At 43.3% G+C, this 18,897-nt stretch carries 13 protein-coding genes; all 13 read right to left on the bottom strand.

Translation table 11 applies throughout. The features are described 5' to 3' along the window. Positions 1–4: 4 nt before the first annotated feature. The 13 genes from rpoB to BUA56_RS06890 all read right to left on the bottom strand — a co-directional run bounded on the left by rpoB (position 5) and on the right by BUA56_RS06890 (position 18,725). Entirely contained in the window at positions 5–3,847 is a 3,843-nt protein-coding gene (gene rpoB, locus BUA56_RS06955) for a DNA-directed RNA polymerase subunit beta (RefSeq protein WP_072850291.1), read from the bottom strand. A gap of 270 nt (positions 3,848–4,117) precedes the next feature. Beyond that, the gene (locus BUA56_RS06950; RefSeq protein WP_158640985.1) at positions 4,118–4,618 is read right to left on the bottom strand and encodes a signal peptidase I; all 501 of its coding nucleotides are present in this window, start codon (positions 4,616–4,618) and stop codon (positions 4,118–4,120) included. Continuing rightward, positions 4,615–4,827, bottom strand: coding sequence for a hypothetical protein (locus BUA56_RS06945; protein ID WP_072850287.1), 213 nt, complete (start codon positions 4,825–4,827; stop codon positions 4,615–4,617). Before BUA56_RS06945 ends, BUA56_RS06950 begins: the two co-directional genes overlap by 4 nt. Before the next feature lie 81 nt (positions 4,828–4,908). After that, the gene (locus tag BUA56_RS06940; protein WP_207650917.1) at positions 4,909–5,532 is read right to left on the bottom strand and encodes a TasA family protein; all 624 of its coding nucleotides are present in this window, start codon (positions 5,530–5,532) and stop codon (positions 4,909–4,911) included. Positions 5,533–5,583: 51 nt separating this feature from the next. Beyond that, entirely contained in the window at positions 5,584–6,282 is a 699-nt protein-coding gene (locus BUA56_RS06935) for a SipW-dependent-type signal peptide-containing protein (protein ID WP_072850282.1), read from the bottom strand. A gap of 30 nt (positions 6,283–6,312) precedes the next feature. After that, on the bottom strand, positions 6,313–7,119 hold the full coding sequence (locus BUA56_RS06930) for a SipW-dependent-type signal peptide-containing protein (protein ID WP_072850280.1): 807 nt from the start codon (positions 7,117–7,119) through the stop codon (positions 6,313–6,315). A gap of 74 nt (positions 7,120–7,193) precedes the next feature. Beyond that, entirely contained in the window at positions 7,194–7,901 is a 708-nt protein-coding gene (locus BUA56_RS06925; protein WP_072850278.1) for a hypothetical protein, read from the bottom strand. 305 nt (positions 7,902–8,206) lie between these two features. Further along, positions 8,207–8,878, bottom strand: coding sequence for a hypothetical protein (locus tag BUA56_RS06915; protein WP_072850274.1), 672 nt, complete (start codon positions 8,876–8,878; stop codon positions 8,207–8,209). Further along, on the bottom strand, positions 8,875–9,378 hold the full coding sequence (locus BUA56_RS06910) for a signal peptidase I (protein WP_072850272.1): 504 nt from the start codon (positions 9,376–9,378) through the stop codon (positions 8,875–8,877). The genes BUA56_RS06915 and BUA56_RS06910 overlap by 4 nt, the downstream gene beginning before the upstream one ends. Before the next feature lie 63 nt (positions 9,379–9,441). After that, on the bottom strand, positions 9,442–15,507 hold the full coding sequence (locus BUA56_RS06905; protein WP_072850270.1) for a VWA domain-containing protein: 6,066 nt from the start codon (positions 15,505–15,507) through the stop codon (positions 9,442–9,444). Between the two features lie 234 nt (positions 15,508–15,741). Next, positions 15,742–16,962 carry an AfsR/SARP family transcriptional regulator gene (locus BUA56_RS06900; RefSeq protein ID WP_072850268.1) on the bottom strand — a complete coding sequence of 407 codons (1,221 nt, stop codon included), beginning with the start codon at positions 16,960–16,962 and terminating at the stop codon, positions 15,742–15,744. 75 nt (positions 16,963–17,037) lie between these two features. Then, positions 17,038–17,472: a hypothetical protein gene (locus tag BUA56_RS06895; RefSeq protein WP_072850266.1), complete on the bottom strand. Its 435-nt coding sequence runs from the start codon at positions 17,470–17,472 to the stop codon at positions 17,038–17,040. Positions 17,473–17,489: 17 nt separating this feature from the next. Next, on the bottom strand, positions 17,490–18,725 hold the full coding sequence (locus tag BUA56_RS06890; RefSeq protein ID WP_072850264.1) for an AfsR/SARP family transcriptional regulator: 1,236 nt from the start codon (positions 18,723–18,725) through the stop codon (positions 17,490–17,492). Positions 18,726–18,897 lie beyond the last annotated feature (172 nt).

Here is an 18,897-nt window from a genome sequence, read left to right as displayed (position 1 = left end):
CCTCCTACTCCTCATCGTCAAGAGTTTCTTCCAGGTCTAAGAATGCATCATCTTCTTCGTCGTCCGTTTCTTCCACGTCTACGAGCTCTTCTCCTTCGAATTCTTGCTGGCTGAAGCCAAAGTCACCGAAGTCCTCATTCGGCTTTTCTCTTTTGTCGCCCTCGATGATAGAATGCAAATCTGTTTCACCATAATCAATTGTTTCCATAATCTCTACTTCTGTCTGGTCTTCTCTCAGCACCTTCACATCCAGGCCTAAGGACTGGAGTTCTTTTAAGAGAACCTTGAAAGATTCAGGAATTCCGGGTTCAGGAATATTGTCCCCTTTGATAATTGCTTCGTAAGTCTTCACACGGCCAATGACATCATCTGATTTCACCGTCAGGATTTCCTGAAGGGTATAAGAAGCACCATAAGCCTCCAAAGCCCAAACCTCCATCTCTCCGAAACGCTGTCCGCCGAACTGAGCCTTACCGCCCAGAGGCTGCTGTGTTACCAGGGAGTACGGGCCGGTAGAGCGGGCATGAATCTTATCGTCTACCAGGTGGTGCAGTTTCAGGTAATGCATGTGTCCAATGGTAACCGGGCTGTCAAAATACTCTCCCGTCCTTCCGTCACGAAGTCGTACTTTACCGTCTCTGGAGATGGGAACTCCCTTCCAAAGCTCTCTGTGATCCCTGTTCTCATACAGATAATCCAGAACCTCGGGAAGCAGTTCTTCTTTATGCTTCTTCTCAAACTCTTCCCATTCCATATTGACATAATCATTCGCCAGATCCAGTGTATCCATAATGTCGTTCTCATTGGCTCCGTCGAATACAGGCGTGGCAATATTAAATCCAAGGGCCTTGGCCGCAAGGCTTAAGTGAATCTCCAGCACCTGTCCGATGTTCATACGGGAAGGCACACCCAGAGGATTCAGTACGATATCCAGAGGACGGCCGTTTGGCAGAAACGGCATATCTTCCACAGGCAGCACACGGGAGACAACGCCCTTGTTGCCGTGACGTCCGGCCATCTTATCACCAACAGAAATCTTTCTCTTCTGAGCAATATAGATACGGACTGCCTGGTTTACTCCGGGAGACAATTCATCGCCGTTCTCCCTGGTAAATACCTTGGCATCAACAACAATACCATATTCACCGTGAGGCACTTTTAAAGAAGTGTCACGGACTTCACGGGCTTTTTCACCGAAAATCGCCCGGAGCAGTCTTTCCTCCGCTGTCAGCTCCGTCTCTCCTTTAGGAGTAACCTTGCCCACCAGGATATCTCCTGCGCGCACCTCTGCTCCAATGCGGATAATACCTCTTTCGTCCAGATCCTTTAAGGCATCGTCACCTACGCCGGGAACATCTCTTGTAATTTCTTCCGGTCCCAGCTTGGTATCTCTGGACTCTGCTTCATATTCTTCAATGTGCACAGACGTATACACATCGTCCTGCACTAAACGCTCACTTAACAGAACCGCATCTTCATAATTGTAGCCTTCCCAAGTCATGAAGCCGATCAGCGGGTTCTTGCCCAATGCCAGTTCCCCCTCTGAAGTGGAGGGTCCGTCTGCGATTACCTCGCCCTCTTCTACTCTGTCTCCTTTAAAGACAATAGGTTTCTGGTTGTAGCAGTTACTCTGATTACTTCTCAGGAATTTGGTCAGACGGTATACGTCCTTGGTTCCGTCATCATTCTTTATTGTAATTTCCTTGGATGTGGATCTCTCCACAACACCGGATTTTCTTGCAACTACGCAGACACCGGAATCTACGGCAGCCTTTGACTCCATACCTGTTCCCACCACAGGGGATTCTGTTATCAAAAGGGGCACAGCCTGACGCTGCATGTTGGAACCCATCAGCGCACGGTTGGCATCGTCATTCTGAAGGAATGGAATGAGGGCAGTAGCCACGGAGAACACCATCTTAGGAGATACGTCCATGTAGTCAAACATCTGACGCTCATACTCCTGTGTCTCATCCATGTAACGTCCGGATACGTTCTTATGCACAAAGTATCCATTCTCATCCAAAAGCTCATTGGCCTGTGCTACATGGTAATTGTCTTCTTCATCCGCCGTCATATAAATTACTTCGTCTGTTACCCGGGGATTCTTAGGATCCGATTTATCAACCTTTCTGTAGGGGGCCTCTACAAATCCATATTCATTGATACGGGCATAGGAAGCCAGAGAGTTGATCAGACCGATGTTAGGACCTTCAGGCGTCTCAATAGGGCACATTCTTCCGTAATGGGAATAATGTACGTCACGCACCTCGAATCCTGCCCTGTCTCTGGACAGACCGCCGGGACCCAGCGCAGAGAGACGTCTCTTGTGGGTCAGCTCACCCAGGGGGTTATTCTGATCCATAAACTGGGACAGCTGGGAGGAACCAAAGAATTCCTTCACCGCCGCTGTTACCGGCTTAATATTAATCAGGGACTGAGGAGAGATTCCCTCAATATCCTGTGTTGTCATTCTTTCTCTTACTACTCTTTCCAGTCTGGAAAGACCAATGCGGTACTGATTCTGAAGAAGCTCTCCGACCGCTCTGATGCGGCGGTTGCCCAGATGGTCGATATCATCGTCATTTCCGAGGCCGTACTCCAGATGCATGTTATAGTTAATGGAAGCCAGAATGTCTTCCTTTGTAATATGCTTTGGAATGAGTTCGTGGATATTTCTTCTTACAGCTTCCTTAATATCCTCGATATTCTCATTTTCTTCCAGAATTTTTTTCAGGCATGGGTAATATACTAATTCTGTGACACCCACCTCTTTGGGCTTCACATCCACAAAGTTAGTAATGTCTACCATCATGTTGGACAGGACCTTAATATTGCGTTCCTCTCCCTGAATCCATACATAAGGCACTGCTGCATTCTGGATGTCGTCTGCCATGGACTTGGTAACCTCCATGCCAGCCTCCGCAAGAATCTCCCCAGTACTTGCATCGACCACATCCTCAGCCAGCACCTGACCTGTGATTCTGTTCTTCAGCATCAGCTTTTTATTAAATTTATAACGTCCAACCTTTGCCAGATCGTATCTTCTCGGATCGAAGAACATACTCATGATCAGGCTCTCTGCGCTCTCTACTGCCAGAGGCTCGCCCGGACGGATTTTTTTATATAATTCCAGCAGACCTTCCTGGTAGCTCTCAGAGGTATCCTTTGAAAAGCTGGCCAGAATCTTAGGCTCTTCCCCGAAAAGCTCTACAATCTCTGCGTTGGTTCCATATCCCAATGCTCTGATAAGAACAGTGATGGGAACTTTTCTTGTTCTGTCTACACGTACATAAAACACGTCATTGGAGTCTGTTTCATATTCAAGCCATGCACCACGGTTCGGAATAACGGTAGAGGAATACAGCTTCTTTCCCACTTTATCATGTGCGATAGCATAATAAATACCGGGAGAACGCACCAGCTGGCTTACGATAACTCGCTCTGCACCGTTGATAACGAAAGTGCCGGTTGCAGTCATTAAGGGCAGATCGCCCATGAAGATCTCGTGCTCGTTAATCTCATCGTTTTCTTTGTTGTACAGTCTGACTCTGACTTTTAAAGGAGCCGCATAAGTGGCATCGCGTTCCTTGCATTCTTCGATCGTGTACTTTATTTCATCTTCGCACAAAGTAAAGTCAACAAATTCCAGGCTCAATTTTCCGCTGTAATCTGCGATTGGAGATATATCTTCAAAGACTTCTTTTAAACCTTCGTCCAGAAACCACTGGTAGGAATCCTTCTGCACTTCGATTAAGTTGGGCATTTCCAGCACTTCTTTTTGTCGCTGGTAGCTCATACGCATGCTCTTTCCGGTTGCTATTGGACGGATTCTGTTTTTCTCCATTGACGTGTCACCCCTTGTATATTTTAAATTTATTATAACATCAGCCCACGGCATTATTACGAGTAGGCATATCTTGCCATAATAGTGCATTTTTTACTGTATCACAAACTTTTCAGCCTGTCAACATCTAATTTTTCTTTTTTATTCATTGTTTTGCAAGAAAAACAATCGGGGACGTTGTCTATGATGAAGCAACAACGTCCCTTATATTAAACTTTAACCCCTGTATTCTCTGCCGAAGGAGTCCCATTCCTTTGCCTGCATATACACTCATTCTCTTTTCGCTTTCCTTGGTGTAAGGAGCGAGCCCATATACCACAGCAAAATAGCTATTATAAATAGGAAGATTCCCGTCACAGTTCCCGGCGTAGAACGGATAAACCGGGCATAATTTCCCAGAAGAGGAATCTTAAACATTACCTTTCCCACCAGCCGCTGAAAGGCCACCGGCTCCGCGTCCTGCCCGCTGTTGGCATCACCCTTGGTGCGGAAGATCTGTTTGTCCTCATCTATCCCCACCACCCGGTGCGTGGTGACTGCATCCGAGGTGCTGCTCACCCGGAAGGTAATGACATCACCCTCCTGCACCTGTCCGGGTTCCAGGGGTTTTACCAGAACCAGACACCCTTTGGGATACTCAGGCTCCATACTCCCGCTGATCACATCGTATACATGATAGCCCATAATTTTAGGCACTAAAAAAGGAATGGATATCAGGATGATTCCTAATACAATGACAGTGCCGAGAATATTAAGTACTCTTCCTATCATTTCCATTCCTCCATAGTTTCTAAATGTTCAGATCCCACTGCAGAGTCTAATAACTTGATTAATTCTAAAGCACTTCGAAAAGGAACTTTCTTTTTTTGTTCCACCCAGGTCACAACCCCCTGCCAGGTATGATTCTGAACGCATTTTATTTCGACGATGAAACTCTGTCCCGCCGCCTCAATCACTTGAGTTTTGTGTTCTTCACCCATACTTCATTCCCTTTCTGCTTTTTCTTATTATGCCCCCAGCCGGCCTGGACGGACGGTTGGGGGTATGTAGCTTTTGTTCAATTATTTTGCAGGCTCAATAGTACCTGTGTTATTCCATCCTATAATCATATTAGTATCAGCATCCCGGATAATATTTCCCTGGCCATCCTCAAAATTGTCTGCCTGAATTAACTCTGCTACAAGATTGATTTTAAAGGTTGCCTCAGACACTTCATTGCCCCATGTTGCCGGGATAACAACTGTTGTAAACAGTGGCTGTGATGTTTTACTTGCTTCATCGCCTGCTGATAACTTAACATTGTAATAATAATATCCATCAGGACCCTTTTTCCAATTGCTTCCTATGTCCAATCCGCTCTCAATTGCATCCGCATAGCCTTCATAGTCATCCAGCCCGTCAATCTTCATCTCTACTCTCAAATACGCATCCTGCGAATCATCAGCTAAAGTCACAGTCGGCACCTTGTTCAAAGTATCTCCCGGCTGGATATCTCCGTATTCAATACCGTCATCCGTCTTATCGCCGTCTGTAGAATCTTCATCTAAAGTACCATCAACTTTGCCTAAAGTAATAACATTTGTTTTTTCATCTTTATCCGTAAAGTACATCAATGTTCCGCCGATTCCCAGTACAGCAACCAGGGCAACTGATGCAACAACTGCTGTGAGTTTTTTTCTGTTCATCATATTATTCACCTTTCCTTGTCATTTTAATTTGCTTTCCTTCCGTTATAATTAAAATTCGTCCGGATAAGCTCCTGCCATTGCTGCCTGCGCATTTTCAAATCCTTCTGTCTGTACCAGATACCCCTGAAGTTCAATGTTGAAGTTGCTCATAATGTAGTTGGATGCCGGATCCTCATCTGAATAAAGGCTTGCATTGAACTGTTTATTGTCATACTGCGCCTGTGTGATTGCTTTATTGTCAATCACTACTTTGGAGAACAGATCCTGTGTGGTTTCTCCTGCCGGAAGTTTAACATTATAGTAAGCAATTGTTTTGTCATCATTCAGTGTCCACTTATCTCCGAAGGTAACATTGATAAATTTATCTAATGCTGCGTATGTAGTTGCGGTTTCTCTGTCAGCACCTACATATTTAATCTTGATAGCTACCCATGCATCTGCAGCTTTGCCTTCCTCTGTAACTGTGGTGTTTTTAATTGCAGGGTCCTTAGGAATCTCTAAGCCGGGAGTAAAGTTTTCCGCTAATTTCTCTCCTAATTTGCCTTCTTCAATTCCTGCTGAACCGCCGCCGAAGTCTACATTATCCCATTCGGGTTCCTTCAGTTCTCCGGTAAGGCCTGCTCCCATGGTAAATACGTTCTGTTTTTCCTCCGTCTTCTGGCTGAAGTATGCTAATGTACCGCCAATTCCGACGATTGCAACCAATCCCAGTGCAATTAATGATTTTCTTAATTTTTTATTATTCATATCGGCTCTCCTTCATCTTCTAATTAACTATTATTTGTTAAGTCCTGCTAAAGCCTTCAGTTCAACAACGCCCTTCTCAAGTGTTAAATCTGCGGACTGCACAGCATAACCAGTTACATCAATCTGGAACTGAGGTAATACAAATGCATCAACCACTTCACCATTGCTGTCAACAAATGTTACAGATGTATCCCCTACTTCAGTGGTAGAATCAATGGGGTTTGATGTATCAGGTACATAGTTTCCATTTTCATCTGTCACATAATTTCCGTTTTTATCGGTCTGTACAGGATATACAGTTGTAACTTCACTCTTCTGATTCCACTCTTTTTTAATGCCATAGTTAACTGTTACCTGATCAAATACTGCCGCGGTAGGATTGCCGGGTGCTATCTCTGCATTGTAGTTCAGGAAAAGTCCTTTTGTACTGTCTGCCGTTGTAGAATCTACTACCCAAGCCGGATTAAATCCATCTTTAAATGCGCCTGTTGCATCTTTGTACTGTACCGTAGCATATTTTTCTACGAACGTATTATAGCTGATTGGGTTATTATTGTGATCATAGAACTGAATCTTCACACCTGCATAAATTGAAGTGCTTGAATCAGCCTGGTTTGTAATTACCGGGTTCTTTGCGATAGCCTTACCTGGTGTATAATCTTCTCCACCCTTCCACTCGGTCTCTGTAATGGTTGTTTTCAGGTTGTCACTTCCGGTAAACATATTCTTCTTAGTCTCTGTTACCTGTGATAAATAAGCCAATGTACCGCCAATTGCCAATACTGCTGTGAGAGCCATTGCTCCAACCGTTGTTGCTAATCTTTTCTTGTTTGCCATAATCTTATCCTCCATTTTCTGATTTTATTTAATTTAAATTCCTCTATAATAAAAAGATATTCTCTTTTTAATACTTATTTGGTGGTGCCCTTCACAAACTTTAACATCTCATTTTCAGGTTCTTTGACATATTCCGACTGAATTGCGTATGCCGTTACTTTGATGCGGAACTGAGGGAACAACCCTGATGCCGAATCTGGCATAAGCTCTAAACTGATAGGTACCTCTGAAAACAACGGTGCAGATGAAGTATCCTCTCCAGGAGCTAAAATTTCTTTATACATATAAAGCTTATCTGTAGTATCCGTAGCGAGTTCCTTCCAGTGTTCTGTATTAAAAGTGATCCCCGCAGACGTTAAATACCTGTTTTTGAATTCCTCGTATGTAACCTGTGCATCTGTATCATCTATAAATTGTACTTTAACAGCTGCATATATCGGAACTCCTGTTTCTTTATTCCCGCTGTTCTTTACCTGGGGATTCTTTGGGATTATTTCTCCGGGTACATACTGTGCAGCCTTTTCAACCCCCAGAGCCTTTAATGCATCCCCCGTAATTCCCGGCTTAGCGCTCTGACCATTTGATGTTGACTCATCCGCAAACTCATATCCGTCCCAGCTGGGCTCCCGCAGCAACAATGATATCTTCTTATTAGATGCAAAAGTATTCTTCTTTGTTTCCGTGACATCCCGCAGCAATGCAAGTGTGACTCCTATTCCCAAGACTGCTACTAAAGTATATACTATCAGAAACTTTAACCTCTTCTTATTCTTCTTTATCATTCCACATTCCTCTCTTCCGGAGTGTTTTCACTTTATACGTTTATTATGAACTTTGGAAGTCACATTTCGGTCACATACCTTTATTTTATTTTAAGTTTCCATGTTACCGTAGAGACCTGTTCAAAAATTTCTTTTATGTTTATATTATGGCCTTTGTCAGTCACACTGCGGTCACATAATACCGTATTTACAAAAACATTTATTGCACTTTTTTCGCTATAAGCCCCAAAAAAAGCTGCAGCAAAAACGCATCTCTGCGTTTTCACTACAGCCTTTCTATAACAATATTCGCCTATCAGGGCCTGCTACTTTGTTGCAATGAGCCCGGCTCCATCTACATGCACACCCTCCCAACTATCATCCACCGAGCCGTTCTGTTTTGCAGAAATTCCTTCAGCCAAAACCTGTAGCTCAAGATAACAGTCAATTCCCCTTGGAAGTTCACCATTGTATGCAATTTCCGAAATCAACGAATCAGTAGATTCGCCTGGAGTCAGGGATTTTTTGTAATAATAATAAGTATCTGCACCTTCTCCCGTAGTTACCCACTTATCACCAAAATCTCCTGCCATTGTATACTCCAGTTTACTGTCTTCAATGGTAAACGGAACAATCTCTCCGTCTCTGTCCCCCCCCAGGTATCTGAGAATGGGGACCAGGCGTACCCTCACATAAGTATCGCCGGTGGGAAACTCATCTGATGTAAGATTTTTAATCTTAACATCTTTAGCAACTTTGTTTCCTGTCTGAATCTTTTCAAAAGTATTTACATTCTGTAAACCTTCCTTAGACTCATTCTCATAATCATTTCCATTTTCTACTACTGCAATGTTTACAGCAGTTCCCTTAAAATCATTTGTTGCCGGTTCGGATTGCGTCTTCAAAAGTGCCAATGTCACGCCTATCGCACAGGTAAGCACCAGAACTGAACCAGCTGCTGCCATAAATACTCTGGCTTTTTTACTTAGCTTTTTCATGATTCACCTCCATCTTCACCCTTGTCGTTTTTGTTCAACCAATCCGGCAAAAATGTTAAAATCAGGACTACAAGTATCAGTGTGACAAGAAGAATCATTCCGGTTCTGGTGTTTGCATAGACTGCAACATATCCCATATATGGGATAGAGAATACCGGTTTCCCAATCACAGAGGAGAAAGCAACAGCCCCTCCGTCTTCCGTATTGTTGGCGTCCCCTTTTGTCTTAAAAGACTGATTCTCTTCATCAATTTCTATTACCCGGTGAGTTACCACAGTATCCTCACCAATGTTAAATGTAATAGGATCTCCCACCTGTACCTTCTCCGGGGATACCTCATCGATATAGACAAGGCTCCCCACATGGTACGTAGGCTCCATACTGCCGCTCAATACTGCCAAAGGCTTTAAACCAAATACTCTTGGCAAAAACAATGCTGCTACAAATGCTATAAGTACAACGAGTAATATTGTTGTGACCCACTTATATGCTGTTTTCATAAATTTATATTTCCTCCCTGCACTTACATGATTTCCATTCGAATCCATTATAACATATCTTCATTATTTCGTGAACTCGTTTACCACAGAGGCCACATCACTGAGCCACTTCCAATCAGACTTCAACTCATTTTCAAATGCAACTGCAGCTTTATGACTGTTTGCATACGCGTCATATGTTCCGTCTTCTGTTCCATAAAAATCACATTTATTGTTCTTATCCTCCAGCTTTTCACCGATAAATAAGTTTACTGCGTTTTCATGGTCAGCAATCTTGCCGTCATAATTATCAGTTACCTCTGTCTGGGTATATTTACTGGACCATTCCGTCTGCTCTGTTATTGTATAATATCCCTTTTTGAGTCCTGAAAGAGTATCCGTATCTGTAAGGTTGCCGCTGTTGGCATCAAATCCCAGCACTGCATAGTAAGTATCTGTAATCTCTGTCCCAGGGGTTTCTCTTCTGTCCACTCTGAACACAAAGCTCTGCTGAGAATTAATTGCCTGAACATCTGTATACTGCTTATTAATTTCTTTTGTAATATCCAGCTGTCCCTTTACAACATGAATCGTATAAACTCCATATTCCTTACCTGCATCTTTTTCATTGACTCCTACAACAGTGCTAACCACGTTTCCTCCGGATGCCTCTGCCGAAGCTGAACCGTCACTCTTAGGCTGGAATTCTACTTTTAAGTAAAATTCCTGGTCAAATTCAGGTTTCATATTTTCCCATTGCTGAGCGATGACTTCCTTCGTACACTCCTTGTCAGAATACCAGGTCATTTTAAAGCTTCCTGTAGCTGTGGCGCTCTCAAAGGTAACCTTACTGCCGTTTACAGTGTTTGTAACTGCGTTCTCATCAAAAATCCTGGCAATCGAAGCCGCGTCAACCGGAATGCCGTCACCCCAGAAAATTGTGTTCTCAGCGTTCTTAACCTGAAAAGCAGCTTTAACATTAACGGTAGGTTCCGGAAGAACTGCCGTTCCAAGCCCTGGTGCTTCAATAACTGAATCCGGTGATACATTCGTTGCTACATCATTGCCTCCGATAAAGGTGTCTTTCGCTTTCACCTTAAAGCTTCCGGACCATCCTCCGCCCTCTGCTGTCTTTATTGTTTCACCCTTCCAGGTAATTGTGTAGCACTCTTTTCCATTAATTGTCTCAATATTTACATAGCCGCCCTCAAGCTCATAACCATCCTTGCCCTGTTTTTTAGCTGCATCGATCATAGCTTTAGTTACTGTCTGATTGTCAGCTGTTACTATCTCAAATCCGGGTGAGACAACGTCTTTAATAGTTGCATTTGCAATGTCCGTTGCCTTTGTGATCGTAGATGAGATTTTTTCAAAAATCTGTTCCAAGTCAGAAGCCTCATCCGTTGTGAAGCAGTATTCCGGACTGAATGCTATTTTAGTGGTAATCCATTCCTTGGTAGACAGCCATTCATTAGATTGATCTCCGTCATTATCCTTGAGGCCTAATCCAACAACAAACACCTTCACGCCCGCCTCTTTTAAGGCATTAGCAGCATTCTCTGCATAAGACCTTAACGTGCTTTCCGACGCACCTCCACTTTCAGGTTTACCATCTGTAAATAAAATTGCATATTTCGGGACTTTGCTAGTGCTGTCAAAAAGGTCTAATGCCTCTTTAAGCCCAAGATCCGGCCGGGTTCCCCCGTTTGGTCTCAGCTGGTTAACGGCCTCCAGCAGTACTCCTGTATTACTGCTTGCTGTAATTAGATCTGCATCTCTGGACTCACTTGCCGCAAATGATACTACACCAATCTTACTCTCTGGTGAGCGTGCTCCTGTATTCTCTATAAAAGCACTGGCCGCATCCTTCAATGATGTCATACGGGCAATCCATGTATATACATAAGAATAATCACGGTCTGTCATGCTGCTCCATGAACTATTCGAATAACGTTTCCACTGTCCATCAATATATTTGATAGGATTCTGATACGATTTATTATAATAATATACTTTACTCGTCACCATGTCATCTCTGTCTACCTGTGTATAGGAAGTAATATAGCTGTTAGACGAAGCACCATTCCCATATCTCATGGATCCAGATCGGTCTAATACCATAACGGTATCAGCAACTCCCCCTATAGTGGAGGATGAACTTTCCAGCAGTTCTGAATGAGCATTAATGTTAATATTGTAAATTCTGTTGTCCCAGCTGCCCTGCTCTTTTGCCAATTCTGCAGTCTTACTGTACTTCAAACTGTTATCCAGGAATTCATCCGGAGTATAGTTTATAATTTCATGAACTTCTTCATCAGTTGTATTTTTCAGTGTTACATTCCCGTCTTCATCTACGATCACTTTCCAGATAATATTTCCCGTAACATAACCGTCGGGCGCTGCCACCTCTTTCATGGTCAGCTCGCCTTTTGGAAGTCCCTCAATTCTCACCTCGCCTTTTTCATCAGAGGTACCCTCGCCGACGATTTCACCGTCCTGGTTATATACCTGGAAAACTGCGCCTTCTAGTTTTTCATTCTTTGTATTTACCTTACCAAAAGTCAGAACCACCTGACGAACATAAACTGTAAACTGATGATCCGCCGCGCCCTGGTGAGTAGGACTTAAATTAGTAAATTCAGTGTGGGCCGTAATATTTTTGCCACCTGCTGTTACAGTGAGCTTAATATCGGAATCTTTTTTCGGTGCATACTGAGATGTGTCATTGCCTATCTCTGTTCCGCCGTTCACTGCAGTATAATCGCAAGTCAACTCTGGCTTACCGGTAGAAGGCTCGGGAGCATTGCCGCTGCTGTGCCCCCATGCCACAGAACCGTCAACCCTTTCTGCAAGGTCTGTTGTCTCTCCTAAGAAGATTTCTGTGTCGGTACTGTTCACTGTAGGTGTCCATACGTATAATGTTGCATCTTTTCCATCCACATTCAGGTCATCCACTCCATTAGTCTTATCAACGGATGCTGTAACTTTAGCAGTAATTGTAAATACTGTATCTTTGGTAAGACCTGTAGTGTCAATGGATTTGCTGCTCCATGTGCCTGAAGTATCTCCAGCCTTTACTGTGTATTTTCCAACCATTTTGCCGTCTTTGTCCTTAACCGTGTAGACAATGTCAGCAAAATGATTGTTAGTCCCATTAACATTGTAGGACTCCCCTCCAATCAGATAAGGGATACTGCCTGAAGTACCTTTCAGGAACTCTTCTACTGACTGCCAGTCATTTGTGATATAGATACTGCGATCCTGCGTTTCATAGTCATAAAGCAGTTCTACATCAACCAGCGGTTCCTCGAACGCTTCTACTTTTGTTCCATTGCCTCTGTACACCGCAGATGTATTCTCATTGGTAGGTACATTATTTCCTCCGATAAATCCATCGGCTCTCTTTACATTGAATTCAATAACAACCTTTTTCCCTCTGGGTTTCCCGTTGCCATCATCATCCGTCACGAAATTCTCGCTGTAATTAAAGCCTGTAACAGACACCTGTTTTCCATTAACAGAAATATTTCTCTGCGGTATCTCTGTCCAGTTATTTCTATCTGCCCACTTGTCATTGCCTTTATAATCTACAATATACGCTTTCACATTGGAAATGTTGTCAAAGTACTGTGTCACATAGTCCTTTATAACAGTAGAAGAATCCAACTCTATTTTGGGCGTTTCTATGCTGCCCTGTATTTTTTCAAATATCTCTGTCAATTCCTCTTCATTACCAGCCACAAGATAGTATCCCTGATTACTGCCGGCGCCAGTGTTGCTCATACTTCTCGCATTCGGATAATTACTGGAAACCAGGTTCATATACCGGTTAGTGGGAGGGTTAGATACACTGTCACTGTTACCGGTAAAATTATAGCTCATATCATCAGGATCGCCATTATCCAATACACCTATCGTATAAACTGTGGCACCGCATCCTCCTGATGCAGTAATAGGACTCTTTATCTGTCTTGCATAATCAATAGCGCTATTTGCTGTAGAATTATAAAAACCATTAGTAGAGTATCCAGGTCTGCCATCGGTAAACATGACAACAACTCTATTTCTTTCCCCTGTTTTTGTATCGTTTAAGAATAAATTCTGTGCCATTGACATTCCATACTGAACATATGTAGAACCGCTGGCAGCAATATTATTCTTAGATGACAGAATGCTATTTAAACCGTTCGTCGTAGACATATCCTTGAAAGCATTCCGGTATTGAGAAGTGGAAGGATTACTCCGCCTTGTACTTCCGTCAAAAAGCACTCCTTCATTCGAATATCCGACTACCGCAATCCTGTGATCAACTTCGTTTTCCAGCGCATTCTCAGCTACCAAATTTGCGAATTTTTCCACAGAATTCTTTAAGGCCTGTTGTCTGGAAATTACCTCGTACTCATAGAACTGGACCACATCGTAATTCTGTGCCCTGCCAATGGAATTGTATGAGCCTTCCAGTACCGGATATACATACACATATCTTCCGCCTGTTCTATACCTGTAGTAATCAATGTTATTAGCATCCCGTCCATACCACGTAACCGACTGGTAGGTGCCATCAGCTAATTTTATGGAGTAGTTCCCTGACGAGAAACCATAATTGTAATTTCTATTTGAATAGTATCGTGTTCCTTTTACTTCGGTATATGAATACATATCCTTTGTTGTCATACTGCCAGATTCATCTAATACTAATACAATATCCGTAGGAATTACCTTATCACTACTGCTGACAGTTCCTGTGGCATATGCCTCTAATTGAATATTATAGTCATCGCCATCCTTAACAGCTTTCTTCCTTAACTCCAAACCATTATCCGGCTGTACATCTCTTGCCGATGCACTAGCAGTTCTAAGTCTGTTCTGCTGCGTCAGATATACCGGACCCAAAAGAGGTCCTGCATCTGTAAAAGAAACACATGTTATCCCTTTGATCTCCTCCCCGTCTTCCACATTCTGGAGAACCGTCAATGTGTACACAGAAAAATCATTTGACTCAAATTCTATGTTTGTAACCGTGCCGTCTTCTGCGGCAGCAAACGCTTCTTTTTCTTCTGCCGTTCCATCATCTTTTTGATGAATAAGAGCTAATGCGCCATCCTGCGGCAGTTCAACCCCTTCTGTAACCTGCAGGCTGATATTAACTGTACCGTCTGGTTCTATTTTTTCTCCATCTTTATAAAAAGAAATATCGTATGGAACCAATTTTAAAATTGCCTTTTGTGCATCACCCAGCATTTCCTGTATGCTAGTTTCTATTTGGTTATAATTTTCTATATCAGTTATCTTTTCTACCTTAAGCTCCGCCCCCTGAGGCAACACCCCCATCTCGGACACAGATGCCTGAACCCGAACCTCTTCGTCGCTGTATTCATATGTTAATACAGGCGCCTGTTTCCAGGTAATAATAAGAGGCAGATAACTGTCCATAGTAAAGCCTATTTCATCTACACTGCCGTTATCGTTCTGCACAAGATCCCTGATTCTGTCCTGCATGTCATTGACCGAAAGATTCCCTGTACTGTCGGCAGCTTCCTGAAGCTGATATAATTTTAATTCTTTACTGTCCTTCAAAGAATCCTTATAGGAATCAGGTACATTTTCATTTTTAAAGGAGAGTGTTACATCAATACCGCCTTCAGATGGTATAATTTCCTGTCCGTCATACACAAAATAGATATCATAAGCAAGAAAAGCATCTATTGCAAACTGATCCTGTACAGACTTTTCTGCCATATATGCTGAGATACTTGCATATCTGTCCTTCTGTTCCTCATCACCTTTACTAATAAGACGAACCTTCAGTTCAGAACCGGTCGGAACTGCTTCAGGGCTATGCAAATTGACTACTGCCTTAATCTCTCCATCTTCATAGCTATATTCTGTCTGTGAAGATATCTCCTCGTCCTCCGCCGTATCTTTCACATTAACATCAGACAAAGGCTCAGGGATATCTGTTAACGAACTTTGTTCCTCTAACCCGTCATCTTCAGGCTTAGAATCCGTTGTTTCTCCTTCCGCAATATTTTCCGTATCCGTCTGCTCTGCAGACGCATTCACTGTCATTTGAGGAAATACCGTGGTAACCAGCAGCACCATACACAAAAGTCCCGCGATATATCTCATTATCTTCTTATCTGCTCTCATAACGTTCCCCTTTCCTATTCCTTTATTTAAATCGAAATATGTACCTGAAGCATTCTATTTCGTTACCTTCATGTTGCAGGCATAAAACTGCTTTTTAAGTTTTACAACTGTACTATACCAATTTCAAGTCACACATTGGTCACAAACGCCAGGTTTTCAGATTTTTTTTCAGCAAAAAAGAGAACGTTATGTGACTGATAACATTCTCTTCCCATACCCCTGTTTCTATACCGTTTACAGCTTACTCAAGTCTATTTCATCCACACTGTACTGTATCTTAATCTTTGTCTTTTCATCAGAGGAATAAAACCGGTTCTGTATCCGCTCCATGACCATCATAGCCGTCTCATACTGGCAGGTGGGCAGCATAATAATGAACTGTGTGCTGCTGTATCTGGAAATCACATCTCCTGTCCGCAGGGAGCTAAGGAGCACCTGCTGCATGATATCCATTCCCTTATTAATAATATTGGTATAGGCGGCACTGTCCTTCTTTACACCTATAGAGGGATACAGGGTAATCAGGGACAGGTAGATAGACATCCCCAGGCGGCCTGCCCGCCTTATCTCCAGATGATAGGACTTTTTAAAAACTCCATACTCACACAGGAAGGCCCCCCTTCCGTCGTCATCTGCCTTCAGTTCTTTTTGTATCTTACTCAAATCCAGCTCCTGTTCGTGCTTCTGCTTCAAAAGGGTTTCATATACACCTCTGAGTTCCTCAGAAGGCCTTACTCCCAGGTTATCGTAGAGGAGATCCACTGTCTTCTGGTAGTGTTCAATGGCAAGATTCTGCTTATTCTGGCCGATTAAAGCTTTAATCAGCCAGCAGTGCAGCTCCTCATCCAAGGCATCCAGCTCAATAGCCCTGCTGCAGATCTGAGACATCTCATCGTATCTGCTGTGTTCCTCCAGCAACCCCGCCAGACGCTTCACCGCCGTCAGAAACATAGAGTGATAATAGGTAGCAAGAGGCGCCACCCAGTATTCCCCTGTTAATTTGGGAAGAAAGGCTCCCCGGTAAAGGCGGACTGCTTCTTCCAAAGCGGCAATCTCATCGTCTGCATTTTCTTCCCTGGGGGCGTCTTTGCATAGCTTTTCAAATTCCTCCGCGTCAATTTCTATATGTAGTTCCGGATTCCAGGTATAGGTACCTCTTCCGGTAACTATAAAATCGGTCCTGCCCCACTCCTTTTTCATAATCGTCCGCAGCCGGTACATCAGATTTTTCAAAGCACCTGCCGGGTTATCACTTCCGTCATCGTGCCACAGGGCATCTCCCAGTTCCTGGATTGTTATATTTCTTTTTCTATGACAGAAAATATAGGACAGCAGCTTTGTTACCATCTCTGAACGGATCTTCTCCTCATCCAGAACTTCGTTCTGACCGGAAACTTCAAATCGTCCGAAAAGACGGACATTCCATATTTCATTGTTCTGCTTTTCTGTTTCCATCCACATCATCTCTTTTCTGTCCTAATTTCGTGTTTCTAAAACTATATGTCCCAGCAAGGGGGGGTCTGAAATAATCTATGCATCAGCTATCAGTTTTATCAAATCCAAATCGCTGTTAAATTCACCCACAACTTTTCCCTCTATGTTTTTTACAATACCCTGCATACTGGTATGCTGTCTGGATGAAACTACAATGTCTAAGGTTTTAATACTGCCTTCCCTGGCATGTATTTCAGATGCCTCTTTGTAACGTGTCGGGTTTCCGCAGAAGCCCGAATGATTCTCGCCTGCCTTCTCTTCATGAAATGTCCTCACTTTTTGGTACGCCTGAGGCGTCCCAATCCTGTTCAGAGCCTCCTCAATTACCAGTATAAGATTAGTCATATTATAAAAGGGAAGTTCATGTTCCAATCCAACCCCGCATATGGTCCCCCGGATTTCATCTTTATCCTGTTCATCCACACATACGCGGATACTGTTAACCGGAAACCCGCCTAGATACTTCTCCACACATCCGCCTCCCTGCTTTATCGCTCAATCCGATTTCTGTTTAATTCAATCTCATCTACACTGTACTGAATCTTTACTTTAAGTTTCTTATCTCTGGTATAAAAATTATCCTGTATCCGCTTCATAATCATTTGGGAGGCATCATACTGGCAGTTGGGAAGCATTACAATAAACTGATTGCCGCTGTATCTAGATATGACATCCCCTGTCCTGAGGGAGGATATAAGTACCGTTTCCATTACCCCCATCCCGTTGTTGATCAGTTTCAGATACGCCTCACTGTCTTCCTGTACATCGATAGACGGATAAACTGTAATCAGAGAGATGTACACAGGAAGTCCCAGCCTGCTGGCTCTGCGCTGCTCCAGATGATACGACTTTTTAAATACGCCGTACTCGCATAGAAATGCTCCGCTGCCGTCATCCTCAGACTTTAATTCATCCTGGATATTGCCCAAATCAAGTTCCTGTGAATGTTTCTGCTTTAATAATTCCTCATAGACCTCCCGGAGTTCTCTGGAAGGCCTGACCCCCAGGTTATCATACAGCATATCTACTGCTTTCTGATAATGTTCCAGGGCAAGATTCTGCTTGTTCTGACCGATTAACGCCTTTATAAAACAACAGTGCAGCTCTTCGTCCAGCCCGTCAAGCAGGATTGCCTTTTGGCAGACCGTTCCCATCTCCTCATAGCGGCCGTTTTCCTCCAAAAGAGCGGCAAGGGCCTTCACCGACGTAAGATACATAGAGTGATAATAGGTAGAAAGAGATGCCGCCCAGTATTCTCCGCTGAGTTTAGGAAGAAACGGCCCCCGGTAAAGTTTAACTGCCTGAAGCAGACCATCAATCTTTTCCCCGCAGCTTCCCCCGGCATTGGCCCGTCTGCAGAGACGTTCAAATTCCTCTGTGTCGATCCATACCGGAACCTCAGGGTTCCAGCTGTAGGTTCCTCTTCCTGTCAGTATAAAATCCAGCTCTCCCCATTCCTTTTTCATTATATTTCGTACACGGTACATCAAGTTCTTTAATGCGCCTGCAGGATTGTCACTTTTATCATCATGCCAAAGTGCCTCTGCCAATTCCATGACAGTCACCTTTTTACGCCGGTGGCAGAAAATATAAGCCAAAAGCTTTGTCATCATCTCAGATCGAATCTTATCATCATCCAGCCTGCCTTCCCTTCCGCTGACCAGAAACTCACCAAACATATGAACTTTTAATATGTAGTTATCATCCATCTTTTTATTCCCCATCTGACCCTGCTTCACTGTGCGCAAATTCTTATCGTCTTCGTTCTGTATTACAGTATAACAAAAACCCTGGCGGTTTTCCAGTCCGCTCAGGCAGTTTTCGGTACATTTTATGCAGTTTTGGATATACGAAGTGTATAAATTTACGCAAAAACAAGGTCCGGAATCAGATACC

The organism is Lactonifactor longoviformis DSM 17459 (assembly GCF_900129135.1).
Classification (GTDB): Bacteria; Bacillota; Clostridia; order Lachnospirales; family Lachnospiraceae; genus Lactonifactor; species Lactonifactor longoviformis.
This window is presented reverse-complemented; position numbering and strand designations above follow the sequence as displayed.

What these genes read in the sequence shown, in the direction of transcription:
- rpoB (WP_072850291.1), bottom strand. Translation starts at nt 3,847, where the DNA reads ATGGAGAAAAACAGAATCCGTCCAATAGCAACCGGAAAGAGCATGCGT.
- BUA56_RS06950 (WP_158640985.1), bottom strand. Translation starts at nt 4,618, where the DNA reads ATGATAGGAAGAGTACTTAATATTCTCGGCACTGTCATTGTATTAGGA.
- BUA56_RS06945 (WP_072850287.1), bottom strand. Translation starts at nt 4,827, where the DNA reads ATGGGTGAAGAACACAAAACTCAAGTGATTGAGGCGGCGGGACAGAGT.
- BUA56_RS06940 (WP_207650917.1), bottom strand. Translation starts at nt 5,532, where the DNA reads ATGAACAGAAAAAAACTCACAGCAGTTGTTGCATCAGTTGCCCTGGTT.
- BUA56_RS06935 (WP_072850282.1), bottom strand. Translation starts at nt 6,282, where the DNA reads ATGAATAATAAAAAATTAAGAAAATCATTAATTGCACTGGGATTGGTT.
- BUA56_RS06930 (WP_072850280.1), bottom strand. Translation starts at nt 7,119, where the DNA reads ATGGCAAACAAGAAAAGATTAGCAACAACGGTTGGAGCAATGGCTCTC.
- BUA56_RS06925 (WP_072850278.1), bottom strand. Translation starts at nt 7,901, where the DNA reads ATGATAAAGAAGAATAAGAAGAGGTTAAAGTTTCTGATAGTATATACT.
- BUA56_RS06915 (WP_072850274.1), bottom strand. Translation starts at nt 8,878, where the DNA reads ATGAAAAAGCTAAGTAAAAAAGCCAGAGTATTTATGGCAGCAGCTGGT.
- BUA56_RS06910 (WP_072850272.1), bottom strand. Translation starts at nt 9,378, where the DNA reads ATGAAAACAGCATATAAGTGGGTCACAACAATATTACTCGTTGTACTT.
- BUA56_RS06905 (WP_072850270.1), bottom strand. Translation starts at nt 15,507, where the DNA reads ATGAGAGCAGATAAGAAGATAATGAGATATATCGCGGGACTTTTGTGT.
- BUA56_RS06900 (WP_072850268.1), bottom strand. Translation starts at nt 16,962, where the DNA reads ATGGAAACAGAAAAGCAGAACAATGAAATATGGAATGTCCGTCTTTTC.
- BUA56_RS06890 (WP_072850264.1), bottom strand. Translation starts at nt 18,725, where the DNA reads ATGGGGAATAAAAAGATGGATGATAACTACATATTAAAAGTTCATATG.